Source organism: Corallococcus sp. CA049B (assembly GCF_003611685.1).
Lineage (GTDB): Bacteria > Myxococcota > Myxococcia > Myxococcales > Myxococcaceae > Corallococcus > Corallococcus coralloides.
This window is the reverse complement of the sequence record NZ_RAWC01000219.1, coordinates 1-15,251: the sequence shown is the minus strand read 5'-3', so window position 1 is coordinate 15,251 and position 15,251 is coordinate 1. Positions and strand designations below refer to the sequence as shown.

The 15,251-nt window shown below is 69.3% G+C and carries 12 protein-coding genes; 10 read left to right on the top strand and 2 right to left on the bottom strand.

Annotated elements, in window-relative coordinates; all coding sequences use genetic code 11:
* The first annotated feature begins 171 nt into the window (after positions 1 to 171).
* The 4 genes from mutS (at position 172) to D7W82_RS32285 (ending at position 7,928) form a co-directional block, all read left to right on the top strand.
* On the top strand, positions 172 to 2,931 hold the full coding sequence (gene mutS / locus D7W82_RS32300; RefSeq protein ID WP_120621993.1) for a DNA mismatch repair protein MutS: 2,760 nt from the start codon (positions 172 to 174) through the stop codon (positions 2,929 to 2,931).
* A gap of 74 nt (positions 2,932 to 3,005) precedes the next feature.
* Positions 3,006 to 4,154 carry a DNRLRE domain-containing protein gene (locus tag D7W82_RS32295; protein ID WP_120621992.1) on the top strand — a complete coding sequence of 383 codons (1,149 nt, stop codon included), beginning with the start codon at positions 3,006 to 3,008 and terminating at the stop codon, positions 4,152 to 4,154.
* Positions 4,155 to 4,294: 140 nt separating this feature from the next.
* Positions 4,295 to 6,556, top strand: coding sequence for a hypothetical protein (locus D7W82_RS41110; protein ID WP_199727887.1), 2,262 nt, complete (start codon positions 4,295 to 4,297; stop codon positions 6,554 to 6,556).
* Positions 6,557 to 6,761: 205 nt separating this feature from the next.
* Positions 6,762 to 7,928 (top strand): protein kinase, encoded by a 1,167-nt coding sequence (locus D7W82_RS32285; protein ID WP_120621995.1) that lies wholly within the window; start codon positions 6,762 to 6,764, stop codon positions 7,926 to 7,928.
* A gap of 6 nt (positions 7,929 to 7,934) precedes the next feature.
* On the opposite strand, the gene D7W82_RS32280 is transcribed toward D7W82_RS32285, so the two are convergent.
* Complete coding sequence (locus D7W82_RS32280; protein WP_120621991.1) at positions 7,935 to 8,294, bottom strand: helix-turn-helix transcriptional regulator; 360 nt, start codon at positions 8,292 to 8,294, stop codon at positions 7,935 to 7,937.
* Positions 8,295 to 8,449: 155 nt separating this feature from the next.
* On the opposite strand from D7W82_RS32280, the gene D7W82_RS32275 reads away from it, so the two are divergent.
* Together D7W82_RS32275 and D7W82_RS32270 are read left to right on the top strand one after the other, a co-directional pair.
* On the top strand, positions 8,450 to 10,270 hold the full coding sequence (locus D7W82_RS32275; protein WP_120621990.1) for a serine/threonine-protein kinase: 1,821 nt from the start codon (positions 8,450 to 8,452) through the stop codon (positions 10,268 to 10,270).
* Between the two features lie 36 nt (positions 10,271 to 10,306).
* The gene (locus D7W82_RS32270) at positions 10,307 to 11,212 is read left to right on the top strand and encodes a DUF2381 family protein (protein WP_233588063.1); all 906 of its coding nucleotides are present in this window, start codon (positions 10,307 to 10,309) and stop codon (positions 11,210 to 11,212) included.
* A gap of 4 nt (positions 11,213 to 11,216) precedes the next feature.
* Here D7W82_RS32270 and D7W82_RS32265 read toward each other — a convergent pair whose 3' ends face one another.
* Positions 11,217 to 11,966 carry a hypothetical protein gene (locus D7W82_RS32265; protein WP_120621989.1) on the bottom strand — a complete coding sequence of 250 codons (750 nt, stop codon included), beginning with the start codon at positions 11,964 to 11,966 and terminating at the stop codon, positions 11,217 to 11,219.
* 293 nt (positions 11,967 to 12,259) lie between these two features.
* Between D7W82_RS32265 and D7W82_RS41105 the strand changes: the two genes are divergently transcribed.
* The 4 genes from D7W82_RS41105 to D7W82_RS32245 all read left to right on the top strand — a co-directional run bounded on the left by D7W82_RS41105 (position 12,260) and on the right by D7W82_RS32245 (position 15,187).
* Positions 12,260 to 12,430 (top strand): hypothetical protein, encoded by a 171-nt coding sequence (locus D7W82_RS41105; protein ID WP_199727885.1) that lies wholly within the window; start codon positions 12,260 to 12,262, stop codon positions 12,428 to 12,430.
* A 42-nt stretch (positions 12,431 to 12,472) separates the two neighbouring features.
* Positions 12,473 to 12,553 (top strand): hypothetical protein, encoded by an 81-nt coding sequence (locus D7W82_RS32255; RefSeq protein WP_233588064.1) that lies wholly within the window; start codon positions 12,473 to 12,475, stop codon positions 12,551 to 12,553.
* A 54-nt stretch (positions 12,554 to 12,607) separates the two neighbouring features.
* Positions 12,608 to 13,375: a DUF3592 domain-containing protein gene (locus tag D7W82_RS32250; protein ID WP_120621988.1), complete on the top strand. Its 768-nt coding sequence runs from the start codon at positions 12,608 to 12,610 to the stop codon at positions 13,373 to 13,375.
* 84 nt (positions 13,376 to 13,459) lie between these two features.
* Complete coding sequence (locus D7W82_RS32245) at positions 13,460 to 15,187, top strand: N-acetylmuramoyl-L-alanine amidase (protein WP_120621987.1); 1,728 nt, start codon at positions 13,460 to 13,462, stop codon at positions 15,185 to 15,187.
* Positions 15,188 to 15,251: the final 64 nt, after the last annotated feature.

Here is a 15,251-nt window from a genome sequence, read left to right as displayed (position 1 = left end):
GTCTGGGGAGGGGTCGCCATGTCGCCGGGCAGCCTGCCGGGGGGCGGAGGGCCAGCAAACCGTTTTCGGAATCAGGCCGGTCGAAATGTCGGACGCCGGTGGTAGGCATACGCGGCAGGTAGGGAATCCGGTTCGTTGATCCGGGGGTAACGTCGTGAGAGAAGGTCGGGGATGGCGGTGACGCAGCAGACGAAGACAGGCAAGGCGGCGGACGTGGTGCCGCCCGACGATGACACGACCCCGGAAGTCGGAACGGGTGAGGCCCCCGCGGGTGCGCGGGAGATCGCCTCCCTGACCCCGATGATGCGCCAGTACCTGGAGGTGAAGGCGCTCCATCCGGACACGGTGCTCTTCTTCCGGCTGGGTGACTTCTACGAGATGTTCTTCGAGGACGCGGTGAAGGCCTCGGAGCTGCTCCAGATCACCCTCACGGCCCGGGCCAAGGGCGCGGACAAGATCCCCATGTGCGGGGTGCCGTACCACTCCTCGCGCCGGTACATCGCGAAGCTGGTGGAGCACGGCCTCAAGGTCGCCATCTGCGAACAGGTGACGGAGCCGGGCGCGGGGCCGGGCATCGTGCAGCGGGAGGTCACCCGGGTCATCACCCCCGGCATGGTGCTGGACGACGAGGTGCTGGAGCCGCAGGCCAGCAACTTCCTCGCGGCCGTGTGCTGGGGGGAGGCGGGCTTCGGCGCGGCGCTGCTGGAGGCGTCCACCGGCGAGTTCTACACCTTCGAGGCGCAAGGCCTGTCAGAGCTGGTGGAGGGCCTGTCGCGCGTGGAGCCGCGAGAGCTGCTGGTGCCGCAGGGCATGCGGGACGCGCCGGAGGTGGTGCAGGTGTGCCAGCGGCTGTCGCGCGTGCCCGCCGTGGCGGAGGGCGAGGGCGCGGCCTTCGAGCACACCCGGGCCGCCGCGTTCCTGCGAACGCACTTCAACGTGCAGTCGCTGTCCGCGTTCGGGCTGGACGGCTCACCGCTGGCCACCGGGGCGGCCGGGGCCGCGCTGCGCTATCTCAAGGACACGCAGAAGACGCCCGCGGCGCACGTGGACCGGCTGTCGCGCCAGGAGCGCGCGGGGTGTCTCGTCATGGACGAGTCCTCGCGGGGCAACCTGGAGGTCCTCAAGAGCCTGCGCGACGGAGGCCGCAAGGGGTCGCTCCTGGGCGTGTTGGACAGGACGGCCACGGGGCTGGGCGCGCGGAAGCTGGCGCGGTGGCTGTCCGCGCCGCTGTGCTCGCTGCCGGAGATCGAGGCGCGGCTGGATGCAGTGGAGGAGCTGTCCGGCAAGAGCGTGTGGCGCGAGGAGCTGGTGGCCACGCTCAAGGAGGTGGGCGACCTGGAGCGGCTGTGCGGCCGGCTGTCGCTGGGCGCGGGCAACGCGCGTGACTTGCGCGCGCTGGGGCTGTCGCTGACGCAGTTGCCCAAGCTGGGCGCGGCGCTCGCCCGGTGTGACGCGGGGCTGTTGAAGTCGCTGGCCGGGCCCTTGGGCGCGCTGCCGGAGCTGGCGGACCTGCTGATGCGCGCGGTGACGGACGAGCCGCCGGTGGTCATCCGCGATGGCGGCTTCATCCGGCAGGGCTACCACGCGGAGCTGGACGACCTGGTGGCGCTGTCCACCACGGGCAAGGACTACCTGCTCAAGCTGGAGCAGCGGGAGAAGGACCGCACGGGCATCTCCTCGCTGAAGATCCGCTACAACAAGGTCTTCGGCTACTACCTGGAGGTGACGAAGGCGAACCTCCACGCGGTGCCCAAGGACTACATCCGCAAGCAGACCACGGTGGGCGCGGAGCGCTTCGTCACCGAGGAGCTGAAGGAGTACGAGGAGAAGGTCCTCACCGCGGAGGAGCGACGGGTGGTGCTGGAGCTCCAGCTGTTCGAGGAGCTGCGCACGAAGGTCATCGCCGCGGCGCCGCGCATCCGTTCCGCGGCGGAGGCGGTGGCCACGGCGGACGCGCTGGTGTCGTTTGCCCGGTGCGCGGCGGAGTACGGCTACACGCGGCCCCAGGTGGACTCAGGGGAGGGGCTGACGATTTCGGGCGGCCGGCACCCGGTGGTGGAGCGGATGCTGGGCGCGGGCGAGTCCTTCGTCCCCAACGACGTGCGGTTGGATCCAGAAGACGCGCAGCTGCTGGTCATCACCGGCCCGAACATGGCGGGCAAGAGCACGGTGATGCGGCAGGTGGCGCTGACGGCGCTGATGGCGCAGGCGGGCTCGTTCGTGCCGGCGAAGGCGGCGCGCATCGGCCTGTGCGACCGCATCTTCACGCGCGTGGGCGCGGCGGACAACCTGGCGCGCGGTCAGTCCACGTTCATGGTGGAGATGACGGAGACGAGCCACATCCTCCATCACGCCACGAACAAGAGCCTGGTCATCCTGGATGAGATTGGCCGTGGCACGTCCACGTTCGACGGCTTGTCCATCGCGTGGGCGGTGGCGGAGCACATCCACGACAAGGTGGGCGCGCGTTCGCTCTTCGCCACGCACTACCACGAGCTGGTGGACCTGGCGCGCGAGCGGCCCCGGGTGAAGAACCTGTGCATCGCCGTGAAGGAGCAGGGCGGCAAGGTCATCTTCCTGCGCAAGCTGATCCCTGGCGGGGCCAGCCGCTCCTACGGCATCGAGGTCGCGAAGCTCGCGGGCCTGCCGCCGGAGGTCGTGTCGCGCGCCCGCGAGCTGCTCCAGAACCTGGAGTCCGGCGAGCTGGACGACGCGGGCCGTCCCCGCGTGGCGGTGCGCTCCACGAAGCGCGCGGCTCCGGCGAACGCGGGGCAGCTGGGGCTGTTCGGAGGGGCGCCGCAGCCGGCTCCGGCCGCCGTGCCTCCCGCGCACGCGGAGGTGCTGGAGTCACTCCGGGCTGTGTCCATTGACCGGATGACCCCGCTGGACGCGCTCAACCTGCTGGCGAAGTTGAAGCAGACGCTGGGTTGAGCTGAATAGAGATTCTGCCTGCCCGGTCCGTGAGCTTGAGAGCAATCACTGCTCTCCTCACGAAAAAGGCAGACATGATGAGTCGCTTCAGACTTCCGTCTTCATCTTCTGTAACAACGCTGCTGGCGGTGGCCGCTCTGTCGGCCCCGTCGCTGGCGCTGGCCTCCACGACGGTGACGCTCACGCCCGTCGCGGATTCCTACGTCTCGCCCGGCGTGCCCGATTCGAATTTCGGAAACCATGGGACGCTCGTCGTGAACCGGGAGTTCGCCGAGGCCTACCTGCGCTTCGACCTGAGCAGCCTGCCCGCGAACGCGGTCATCACCGCGGCCAGTCTCAGCGCGCTGGCCTACGACGGCTACGCGTACGGGGGCGACGGCAACGTGTACACGTCCTTCGTCGCGGACGACTCGTGGCAGGAGATGGGCATCACCTGGAACAACCGGCCCGCTCCTGCGTCGAGCACGGTGGGGGAGTGGTTCCTCTGGTACGACTTCACGCCGGAGGACAAGCGGGGCGTCAATTCCAATGCCGCGCTCATCCCCGTCGTTCAGGGTGAACTGGCCGGGGACAAGTTGGTGAGCTTCCGGCTGCACTCGCCGGGCTACAAGACGCGTTACCGCTCGCGGGAGTACAGCAACGCGGCCCAGCGTCCGGCGCTGACGCTCACCTATGAGTTGGGGCCCGTCACCACGGTGCTGGAGCCGGAGGCGGATGCCTACGTCCACCGCAGTTACTGGGGGGAGTCCGACTGGAACTACGGAAGCGAGCAGGAGTTGGTGATCTACGACAGCGCCGACCAGAAGATCTTCCTGCGCTTCAACCTGGCGAGCATCCCCGCGGGGTCGGCCATCCAGTCCGTGAAGCTGTCCGCCACGTCGTTCTGGGGCCGGTCTCCCGGTGGCGATGGCAACGTCTACACGTACCTGGTGCCGGACAACAGCTGGGGTGAGTACAGCATCACGTACAACAACCAGCCTGCGGCCACCGGTTCCCCCCTGGGTTGGTGGTGGCTCTGGTACCCCACCATCAACCCGAACTTCGACCAAATGGGCGTCACGGAGGATACGAACTTCATCCCCGTGCTCCAGGCCGCCTCGGACGCCTCCGACCGGCGCGTCTCCTTCCGGCTCTCCAGCCCGCACTACCTCACGAGCTACTACTCGCGTGAGTACTCGGACGCGTCGAAGCGCCCCACGCTGGAGGTGACGTACCTGCCGTGACGCCTCGGACCCTGCCTTGAAGGGCAGGGGGCCCCCACGCAATCGCTTCCGTCCTCGTTCGATAATGAAATCAGGACGGAAGCGAGGGGGCTGTCTCCACAACGGTGCTTCCGTCCGTCCGCCCTGGGGGAGGGCACCGCATGAGCACCATTTCGAGTACAGGATCGTCGTCTAGCGTTTCGCAGGTGGGTACGACGTGGGAGCCGGAGCCGGCTGCTCCGCCCCCGCCGCCGCCACCTCCGCCGCCCGAGCCGCAGGACGCGTTCGTGCCGGCTCCACCGCGCAAGGGACCGGACCTGCTGGGGTACAGCACGATGGCTTCGGCCAGCGTCTCGTCCACGCAAGCGGTGGGGGACAGCGCGTCCACCGTGAACGTGGCGGAGGCGTGGACGCTGCTGACGCAGGGGTATTCGCAGGCGCGCGACCTCACCGGCGCGGCGAACGCGGCGCTGGAGAAGGCGGCGGGCAACCCCGCGCTCCAGGCGAAGCTGATGGACTTGTTGCAGGCCACGCCCGCGCGCACGCTGGAGGACGCGCTGAGCAAGGACTTCGCCCATGGCGTGAAGGAGGCGGTGCCCAACCCGCCGCCCCGGCCTCCGGGCATCACCTCCGTGGGCACGCTGCGGGTGGCGGACTGCGCGCTGGAGGCGGTGGCGAGGCAGGGGAACCCCACGACGATGAAGCCCGCGCTGGAGGCGGCGGCGAAGCGGGGCCACCTGCTGCCAGCGGACCGGGACGTGCTGGTGTCCTGCCTGGGCAGCGCGGGCGCGGCCGTGGACGCGAAGCTGGACACGGCGGTGTCCCAGGTGCACGCCGCCGAGCAGGCGTACACGGGGGCCCTGGCGGAGCGCAACGCGCTGGAGCAGCGGCTCGCGGGGGACATCGCGTCCTTCGGGCCGTACCTCACCGACAACCAGCAGCGCGCCTACATCGAGGAGTTCCGCAAGCTGCACGGGAAGGACTACGCCCGCTTCGACGAGAAGGCGAAGGCGCTGGAGACCACGCTCGCGAAGAACGCGCCCCAGCTGGAGCAGGCCCTGCGGGGGCCAGATGGCTCCGCGCACGCCCGGTCCATCCAGGCCGCGTACACCGCGCTGGCCCAGTCCAAGAGCGCGGGCGAGGCGCTCAAGTGGGCCGCGAAGATGGAGGCACCCGGCTCCGCGTTCGCGCCCTTCATGAAGTCGCTGCCGCTGGACACCGTGCGCGAGAAGGCCGTGTCCGGCGCGCTGGTGAGCTTCTACGAGAAGTTCCCGAACGCCACGCCCACGCAGGCGGTGGACGAAATCCAGAAGCTGCTCGTCGAGGGGTACCTGGCGCAGCAGCTGGGCGGCGCGAAGGCGGACCTTCAGGTCAACAACCTGCCGCAGGCGATGCGCACGGGGCTCGCGGGCCTGCGGGACCTGGCGGTTGGCAATCCCCAGAAGGGCTTGAAGACGTTGCAGCAGCTGGAGTCCCGCTCGTCACCGTGGGGCACGCCCTTCGCGGCGGCGGGGCTGGTGCTGGGCGTCCTCCAGACGAAGCACTCCGCGGGAGCGAAGGACCCGCTGGGGACGCTGTGGGCGGGGACCTTCACCGCGCAGCAGATGGCCAGCCTCACGAGCACCGCGCTGAGCGCGGTGAACAAGTCCGGCGGAGCGCTGGTGGCCACGAGGTTCGCGGGAGGCCTGGGCGCGTTCGGGGCCGCGCTGGACCTGGTGGTGCAGGGCAAGGAGCTCGCGGCGGGGCAGGGCAACGCGGGCACGGGCATGTCCATCGCCGGGGACGCGATGGGCATCGTCGGCGGAGCGCTGATCGCCATGGGCTCCACGGGCGTGGGCGTCCCGCTGGCGGCGGCGGGCGCGGCGGTCTACCTCATCGGTGAGCTGGTCAGCATGAGCATCCTGTCCCGGCAGGCGTACGAGGCCGCGTCCCAGCTGCGCGCGGAGCAGCGCACGCTGTTGACCCGCGCGGGCGCGGACGCGGAGCAGGTCACCAACCTGGAGCGGTACTCGTCGCCGGAGCAGGTGGAGTCCCTGGTGAAGTCCACCGGGTGGACGCGCGATCAGGTGCTCCAGTTGGGCAAGACGTTCCCGGACTTCTTCCCCGGCGCGGCGTCCAAGCTGTCCCAGCTGGACAAGGTGGCCAACGACTTCGGCCTCACGCCGGACCAGCGCTACCGGATGCTCCTCGCGATTGGCGATGCCGGCTCCGCGAACGCCAAGGGCAACGCGGACGCGCTGGGCAAGTTCGTGGAGTTGGTGCGCAACTACCCGTACAACACCGTGGGCATCACCGTGCCGCCGGGCCTGTCGAAGAAGGACCAGTGGATCCACTTCCTGCGGGAGGTAGGCGGCCGCCTGGGCTCCTACGACGGCCTGGGGCCTCGCAACGCTGCCATCTTCCTGGAGCGGTTGAAGCGCTGACGCGGGCGCGAGTGAGGGGCGAGCATTCTGGGCGCGCTATTCCGGGTCGAGCGCCCAGGTCCCTTCCTCCCAGCGCTTCAGTGCCTGCTGCGCCCCGAATGGGACCGACTAGACCTGAAAAGTTCATGCCAATAGACTTATTGAGGACATTCAGGAAAGATACCCGGGTGGCGCGCTCGCGCCCCAGCTCATGCCCGGAGGAGCCATGACCCCGTCCACCCCCTACTGCGGAGGTAGCCTGCGGCCCGCGCGTCGCATGCCGCCGCCGACGCCTGAAGCGCCGCGCTGCCTCTTCTGCGTCGACGGTGTCCGGTACGAGGCCATCCGTGAGCTGGTGCGGACGCAGACGGGGGAACTGCTGATGCTGGCTCATCGGCGTCTGGAGGCCGACGACGCAGTGGCGGGTCTCTGTCTCGTGCGGCGGCTGCCCAACCCCTCCACGTACCTGCGCCGCAAGCGGCTATTGGAAGAGGTGCAGCTGGCCTTCCGCCTCAACCACCCCAGCATCGCCCAGGTCTACTTCCGCAAGGTGCACGAGGATTTCCTGCACGTCGTCATGGAGCACGTGGACGGGCCTTCACTGGAGACACTGATCAGCGCCGGGGTCGCGCGCGGCAGGCCTGTCTCCGAGGCATTCGGCCTCTACGTGGGTACGGAGCTCGCGGAGGCGTTACACCATGCGCACAGTCTGACGGACGAGGAAGGGAGGCCGCTCGGCCTCATCCACCGCGACGTGAATCCCCGGCACGTCTACGTGGGCGCGCACGGCGGCGTGAAGCTGACGAACTTCGGCGCGGCGTACTCAGTGATGGTGGGGCGCGAGGAGTCTCCCTTGAACCTCGTCCGGGGAGACGTGGCCTATGCCTCGCCTGAGTACCTGGAGAAGCAGCCGCTGTCGCCGCGCTCCGACGTCTTCGGTCTGGGCGTGCTGCTGGTGGAGTTGCTCACCGGCAAGCACCTCTTCGACGTGCAGGACGTGCATTGCTCCGCCAGCGGATTGGCGCCTCTGCGGATTGAAGTCCTTCCCTCCCTGCCGCTGACGCAGATGCGCATCCTGCTCGCCCGGTTCGGCCCGGCGGACGTCGAGGCGGCGGTGGCGGGGCTCTCGCCGGAGGTGAAGGCGCTGCTGCACACGGCCCTGCGCGCCGACCCGACGGAGCGCTTCGCCACGGCGTCGGACATGCGTGACGCGCTCCGGACCGCGTTGGCGAAACGGCACCCGGGCTATGGACGCCACGAAGCGTCCGAGGAGGTGGCGACCGTGCTGGCCGAAGGCAGCTGCCTTCGGGACGTGGTGGAGTTCGGCGAGGGGGGCCTCTTCCTGGAAGGGCTGGAGGCGCACGAACTCGGCGGCCTGTCTCCGCGGAAGTAGCCGCCGTCAGCGGGTCAGGACGGTGGCGACATGGAGGAGCGCCTCCAACTTCTCCGCGTCCAGCTTGCGCGCGAGGTAGAGCAGCCGCCTCAGGGCGGGCGTCTCGTCCTCACGTGGGCGCGGACGCTGACCCTTGCGGCCCCGCACCAGGGCGGTGAGGCCCAGCATGTCCTCCGGGGACACCTTCAGCTCCATGCACAGCCGGTAGAGTGTCGGGACGCTGGGCAGCATCTTCCCGCGCTCCAGGCGGCTGTAGACCGTGGAGAGCAGGCCGACGCGGGGGCCCACCTCGGCCTGAGTCAGGCCCTGCTCTTCGCGGGCGGCGCGGGCGGTTCTGCCAATGGTGATGGCCAGTTCTTCATTCATGGGACCGGCTCGGGAGCGGGTAGAGAGGATGCGTGGATGGGGCACCCAAGTGCCGCGCGAGGTTTATCAGACGACGCCGGGCTGCCGGCAGCGTGCATGCCCGCGCGGAGAGGACGTCACATGCGAGTGGTCCAAAGGGGCCGGGGAACGACGTCATGAGGCCGCCGCCCGCCATCCTGCCACCCGGAGCCGAGGTGCTGGGCTACACGGTGGAGCGCCAGCTGGGGCAGGGCGGCTTCGGCACGGTGTACCTCGCGCGCGGCGCGGAGAAGCCCTTCGCCTTGAAGCTGCTGCACCTGCCCCTGTTGGGTGAGCGGGTGGAGCGTGAGGTCTCCATCCTCTTGAGGCTGCGCCACCCCAACGTGGTGGGGCTCCAGGGGTATGGCTTGTGGCCACCCGGGGCGCCGCGATTCGGCGTCATCGCCATGGAGTACGTGGATGGGCGCCGGCTGGACGTCTGGGCGGACGAGGAGAACCCCTCGGCGCGGCAGGTGGCGCGCGTGGCGCTGGATGTCGCGCGGGCGCTGGCGGCCTCGCACGCGGCGGGCGTGCTGCACCGGGACGTCAAGGAGGCCAACGTCATGGTGCGGGCCCTGGACGGCGTGGCCAAGCTGGTGGACTTCGGCATCGGCGACTACGAGGGCGCGCGGGGCCTGACGGTGGACATCCTCCCGCCGGGGACTCCGGAATACCGCGCTCCGGAGGCGTGGCGCTTCTTCCGGCGGCATGTCCACGTGCCTGGTGCCCGGTACGAAGCAGGGCCCTCGGACGACCTGTGGGCGCTGGGCCTGGTCCTCTACACGCTGCTGACGGCGCGCAAGCCTTTCGATGAGGCCGACGACCCCAGCTTCATCAAGGCCGTGATGACGCGTGAGCCGGTTCCTCCGCACTCGGAGAACGCACGGGTGCCCTGCGCGCTGAGCGACGTGTGCATGTGCCTCCTGGAGAAGACGCCGGAGACGCGCACGTTGAGCGCCCTGGCCGCCGTGACGGAGCTGGAGCGGGTGCTGGCGGACGCGGATGCGACATGGGACGTGCCTCTCTGCGATGCCTACGGCGAGGACACCGCGACGACGGAGGGGGACAAGGACAGTGAGGAGAAGTGGCTGCATGCGCCCCTGTACCGGCCTCGCAGGGGTAGGCGGGCGCCGCCGCCCGTTGCCGGAGCCGCGACGACCGTCTCCGCGACCACCGAGAAGGCGACTTCGAAGCCGCGCGGGCGTTCGCGAGCGTGGATGGCCGTGGTGCTGGTTCTGGGGTTGCTGGCCGCGGGAACAGCGCTGATGCAAGTGCCGTCACGAATCGCCGGGGGGACTCCGGGGCATCAGGAAGTAGCGGCTTCTGGCAAGTCGCCTCAAGCTGACCGCGCCGCGGCTTCCATCGGGCCGGAGGCCCCCGCCGCGGCCGTCGCGGTTCCCGCGACGCACCAGGAGGATTCCGCCACCGTGACGACGCCGCCGAAAGACACGCAGCCCCTTCAGCTCCCCTCGAAGCCCGCGAAGAAGGGCATGAGCGTCATGGCCCGTGCTGTGAGCACGGCGGCGGCCTGCACGGCGCTCGCGTGTCCTGGAGCGCAGGTGCGCCAGCCTCCGCCGCCGGAGCCGTGTCCGGTGGGAGCCGTGAAGGCCATGAAGAAGTGGGGAGCCGATATTGGAGACAAGCAGGCGGCGCTCTTCGCGCTAGGAAGACCTCATCTCATTTCAGTTGGAGAGGGCCCAGTTGAAGTCAGCCTCCCGAGTGGATGGAAGGGGTTGCCGGGCGGAATCGTCTTGTCGGGGCGAAGCATCGTGCGTGACCGCGTTTATGTTCGCCTGACCTGGGCAACAACGCCCGAAGGCGACAGCTTCCCTGTCTGCTTTGACGTGCATGCAGAAGAGGGGCCGCGAGGGATGGCGCGAGAAGCAGGTGATGACTCTCCTTCCCACGCGCGCATCTGGACGACGGCTTATGTGAAGGCGGTCGCCAAGTTCGAGTAGCGACTCCAAAGGGAAGATCCTCGAGTGCAATCTTCAATGCAGGTCGTCCTCATGGGGCTGCTCCTCGTCGGGAGTGACGTGGGGGCGCAGTTGGAGGACTCATCTTCAGTGCCAGGAGCACGCCGCATCGAACTGAGCCCAGAGGGAGCTGGCGGCGTCGGTGAAGTGATGGTCAGCCCGGGCCTGTCCACGATGCTTCTCTTCGATTCGGAGTTGCAGCGGGAGAGCATCGAATTGGAAGGCCTGGAGCGCTTCTCGCTGGTGGATGTGGGGCAGGCGACCCTCAGGCTCGTGCCTTCGGCGAACGCCACGCCAGGCGAGACATTCAGGCTCGTGGCACGCTTTCGGGACGGTGCCGCGCCCTTGGCGGCGATATTCCTGCTGCGGGTCCATCCGGCGAAAGCCGAGGCCACCCTCGAAATCTTCCGGAAACGGCGGACGATCGAGTCGTATCAGCAAGAGCTCCGGGACGTGCGAGTGGAGGCGTTCCGTTGCAGGGAAGAGCTGGTGCGCGTGACGTCCGAGCACGAGACTCCAGGCGGCTTGACAGGCATCCTCTTCAGCGGCGGATTGGACCCGAACGGAGTGGCGGGTCACGTCCTGACCAAGGCCATCGTGCAATCGCCGACCCATCAGCTGGAGGCATCGGTCGTCAGCAGCTATCGCTCCAGCAAGCTGGTGGCCGTGGATCTATTGATCCAGGTGAAGGCCGGAACGCCACCGTGGACCGCGGAAGGGGCGACGCTCAAGAGCAAGTCTGGCGAGGAATTCAAGGTCCTCCGCGTCTGGCAGGCAACGCCCATCCTGCCAGGAGGCCCCGGGGCACGCGTGTTCGTGGAGGCAGAGGCGCCTGCGGCTGACGTCCAGGGACCGTTCTCGCTCAAGCTCTGGGAAGCAAACGGGCCCCGGCACATCACGTTGGGGAACGTGACGTTTCCTTGAGGACTCAGGAAAAGGTCAGCTGGAGCGCCTTCTGCCGGATGACCTCGATCTCTGGTGCCTGGGACTTGAGCTGCTCGAGCAGCTCCATGTGCAGCTTCTTCCCAACGCTCCGGGGCTTGAGGAAGAGCCTTGCCGGGCGCAGGAACCGGATGAACTTCACGAGCTGCGTGGCGCGTTCCTTCGGGACGTCGGGATCCAGGATCAGCAACTCCAACTCGGGCACGGTCGCGCCGGCGTAATCACCCTCGCAGGCGGAGCCATTCGCGACCAGGAGGTTTCTCTCCCCAAGTGTGATCAGGACTCCAGACCTGCGCGCGGGGGCAATGGGCTGCTGGGTGAACTCGAGCAGGCGGAGGCTGAAGCCGTTCCGGTCCAGCACGTGCTGGGGGTGGAGCCAATGAACCTTGCCCGCGAGGCTCGAATAGAATGCCTTCTGGCCCGGAAACCGGCACCTGCCCGCCCTGGCATCCTCGAGGCGTTGCTCGATGTGTTGCTTGAAGGAGCGCGAGCACCAGATCTCCGAGGAGGGTTTTCGGAGGAGCTTGATCCCGTTCTCCAGCTCATAGGCCTCGACGCTCAAGGCCGAGGGGCCCTGCTTCTGCGTCAGCTCCCCGCTTTCGAGGATGAAGAGGGTGTCAGCGTCGGCCTCTTCCCGCTCCTCTTCCTCCGTCATCGGGTTGAAACAGCAGACATGTCCGTCAAGCGCCAAGCGCAGGGTGTTGTCAGGAATCACCTTGATGGAGACGGTCGGCATGGTCGTCCTCCCAGGGGCACGGCACGGTCAATCAAGCATCGATCCTATCGTGTTGATTTGAGGCGCCGCTACGAAGCGGAAGGTGGGCGCCGCACGCCGCGCAGGTACTCCACGACTCCACGAAGGTCCGCAGTGCTCGCGAGGCCGGCGGGCAGGCGCTCATCTGGCTCGCGCATTCACCCGCGCTCGCGTTCGCGGGCGCCACGCTCACGGGGGGTGGCTACTCGCTCGTGTATCCCGGGCTCGGGGTCGAGGCGCTCCGTGGAGCACCGCCGCAGATCCGCAGGATGGCGATGGGCGCGTACACCGCCTTCCTCGACTTGTCGCTGGGGCTCACCGGCCCTGTGCTGGGCATAGTCGCGAACGGGGCCGGCCTGGGGGCGGTGTTCCTGGTCAGCACGCTGGTCGTCGCCGCCTCCGCCGCCGTCATACTGGCGCGCTCGCTGGCACCTGTGGACGCCTAGTGATTGGCCTGACGAGGAGCGCCGCGCTCAATCGCGGCCTCCGTGCTCTGGCTTTGCAGCCCTGGCGCGAGCTTCGTCGTTGGCGTGGCCCTGCCGGTCGACGGCGGCTACACCGCACGCTGAAGCGGGCACGAATGGAGCGCATGCACCCGTCGTGAAGTAGGCTCCACACCCGCCATGCAGCTCGCCATCCCCCATGCCCCCCGCGGTGTCCGACTTGCCCAGGTGCCCGGGGCCGTGGCGCGCCTGGTGCGAGGGGTGGTGCTGGGCCTGGCGATCATCGCCGTGCTGGGCCTGGGTGCCAGCTCCGTCGGCCGCTACTTCATCGAGGAGCAGCGCTTCACGTCCCGCGCGGAGCTGGTGGACGCGGTGGTGGGCGCGAGCCACTCGCCCCCTCCGAGCCAGCACGAGGACGCCGAGGGCACGCTGGACGTCCTCTACACGTTCGCGGGCGAGGAGCACTCCGTGTCGGGAGTGCGCACGGCGGCGGAACACGCGGCGGGCCTGGGCCACGGCGCCCGGGTGCAGCTGCTGGTGGATCCGTCCCAGCCGGGACGGCCTCGCGAGGCGACCCATGCTCGGGCCCGGGCGGCCCGGGTGGGCCTGCTGCCCTGGGGCCTGGGCCTGGGCGCGCTGGTGGCGCTGGGCGGCTTCGCGTGGGAGGTGCGGCGGCTGTGGCGCCGGGAGGTCGTGCCCCTGCGCCTGGGCGCGCTGGTGTGGCTCACACCGGACGAGGGCTATCTGCCGGAAGGGAAGGGCGAGGCCGTGTTCCCCGCGCACTTCTTCCGCCAGGACGTGAAACACGCCGTGCGGGCGCGCTGCCGCCCCCAGCGGGCCCCGGTGCGCAATGGCGGCAAGGTGCTGGCCGCCGTGGTGCCCTCCGAGCCGGGCTGGTGCCGCGTCATCGACGAGGAGCTGGCGCGGACGCTGGGCTGGGTGCGCTGACCGACGGACAGGTGGGGTTGAAAAGTTGCTGGCCCCTGGAGGCCGTGTGACACACGCCTGTAGCTGCAACATCCGGAGGCTTCCATGCGCGTACGCTTCTCCCACTTCGTGCTGCCCCTGCTGCTCCTCACGGCCCCGAGCGCCGTCGGTGCCGGCAAGCGCAACGAAGCGGAGGAGGCGTACCAGCAGGCCCGCCGCGCCTACTACGCGCTGAAGGACGACGCGTCCCGCCGCAAGCTGCGCCACCACTGGCTCAACGTGGCGCACCGCTTCGAGGCCGTGGCCACGCGCTTCCCCAAGAGCGAGCGCGCCCCCGACGCCCTCTTCACCGCGGGCGACCTGCTCCAGGAACTGAGCCGCATCTCCTTCGTGGACGAGGACCTCCAGGCGGCCATCTCGGACTACTCGAAGCTGGTGGAGGCGCACCCGAAGCACCGGCTCGCGGATGACGCGGCGCTGGCGCTGGCGCGCATCCACGTCAACCGCCTGGACAAGCCGGAGGCGGCCCGGAAGATCCTCAACGAATCGCTGGCCACCAACCCCAAGGGCGACCAGGCCCGGGAGCTGAAGTCGCTGCTGGCCTCGCTGCCTCCGCCCAGCAAGACGCCGCCCGCGAAGCCCACGGTGAAGCCGCTGCCCCCGGTGGTGAAGTCCACGCCGGACCACGCCGTCGCCGCCGCGAACCCCAGCTCGCCGCTGGTGGACGCCATCTCCAAGCTCGCTCGCGAGCCGTCGCCGGTGCTGCCGCGCCTGGAGCCGAGCGCCCCGGCCTCGGACACCTCCGTCAAGGACTCCGCGGCGCACATCGTGGACGCGCCCACCGTCGCCGACGCGAAGGCTCCGGAGGCGGTGGCGTCCTCGCACGGGACGTCGCAGCCCTCGAAGCCGGAGGCCCCCGTGGAGGTCGCGGCCGTGGCGTCGAAGGCCCCGGCTCCCGTGGTGGACAACGCCCCGCTGGCGCCGAAGCCGGCCGCCCCCGTGGCGGCGGCGTCGAAGCCGGCCGCTCCGGAGGCTCCTCGCCCGGTGACGGCGCCCGTGGACGCGCAGGTGGCCCAGGCCCGGCTCAAGGCCGTGGCGAAGCAGTCCCGCCACGCGGAGCTGACGCTGGCGGAGCAGCTGGGGCTGAAGGTGCGTCGCGTGGTCATCGACGCGGGCCACGGCGGCCATGACTCCGGCGCCATTGGCAAGGCGGGGACGAAGGAGAAGGACGTGGCGCTGGCCATCTCCAAGAAGGTCGCGGACGGCCTGCGGGAGAAGGGCCTGGAGGTGGTGCTCACCCGCGACGACGACACCTTCATCCGCCTGGAGGACCGCGCGAAGCTGGCCAACGAGGCGCACGGCGACTTGTTCATCTCGGTGCACTGCAACTCGGCGGCGACGCACAAGCTGCGCGGCATCGAGACGTACACGCTCAACACGTCCGCGGACCGCTACTCCATCCGCCTGGCCGCTCGCGAGAACGCGTCCTCCGAGAAGGGCATCAGCGACCTCCAGTTCATCCTGGCGGACCTGGCCACCAAGGCGAACACGGAGGAGTCGAGCCGGCTGGCGAACGCCGTGCAGCACAACCTGGTGACGGGCCTGGCCGGCAAGTACGACGGCATCAAGGACCTGGGCCACAAGGAGGCGCTGTTCTACGTGCTCCTGGGCGCGAAGATGCCCGCCATCCTGGTGGAGACGTCCTTCCTGTCGCACTCGGAGGAGGAGAAGCGCCTGGCGTCCGAGCGCTACCAGGACGAGGTGGCGAAGAACATCGTGCTGGGAGTGGAAGAGTTCCTCGGTGATCGCCGCCGCGTGGCCAAGGTAGACTGACGCGTTCGTCGTCGTCAGTCGCCATGGCCGAGCAGTCCCCCCCGTCCAGCCCCAAGCCCTCGCA

Coding starts and splice junctions, on each gene's coding strand:
- mutS (WP_120621993.1), top strand. CDS start 172: ATGGCGGTGACGCAGCAGACGAAGACAGGCAAGGCGGCGGACGTGGTG.
- D7W82_RS32295 (WP_120621992.1), top strand. CDS start 3,006: ATGATGAGTCGCTTCAGACTTCCGTCTTCATCTTCTGTAACAACGCTG.
- D7W82_RS41110 (WP_199727887.1), top strand. CDS start 4,295: ATGAGCACCATTTCGAGTACAGGATCGTCGTCTAGCGTTTCGCAGGTG.
- D7W82_RS32285 (WP_120621995.1), top strand. CDS start 6,762: ATGACCCCGTCCACCCCCTACTGCGGAGGTAGCCTGCGGCCCGCGCGT.
- D7W82_RS32280 (WP_120621991.1), bottom strand. CDS start 8,294: ATGAATGAAGAACTGGCCATCACCATTGGCAGAACCGCCCGCGCCGCC.
- D7W82_RS32275 (WP_120621990.1), top strand. CDS start 8,450: ATGAGGCCGCCGCCCGCCATCCTGCCACCCGGAGCCGAGGTGCTGGGC.
- D7W82_RS32270 (WP_233588063.1), top strand. CDS start 10,307: ATGCAGGTCGTCCTCATGGGGCTGCTCCTCGTCGGGAGTGACGTGGGG.
- D7W82_RS32265 (WP_120621989.1), bottom strand. CDS start 11,966: ATGCCGACCGTCTCCATCAAGGTGATTCCTGACAACACCCTGCGCTTG.
- D7W82_RS41105 (WP_199727885.1), top strand. CDS start 12,260: ATGGGCGCGTACACCGCCTTCCTCGACTTGTCGCTGGGGCTCACCGGC.
- D7W82_RS32250 (WP_120621988.1), top strand. CDS start 12,608: ATGCAGCTCGCCATCCCCCATGCCCCCCGCGGTGTCCGACTTGCCCAG.
- D7W82_RS32245 (WP_120621987.1), top strand. CDS start 13,460: ATGCGCGTACGCTTCTCCCACTTCGTGCTGCCCCTGCTGCTCCTCACG.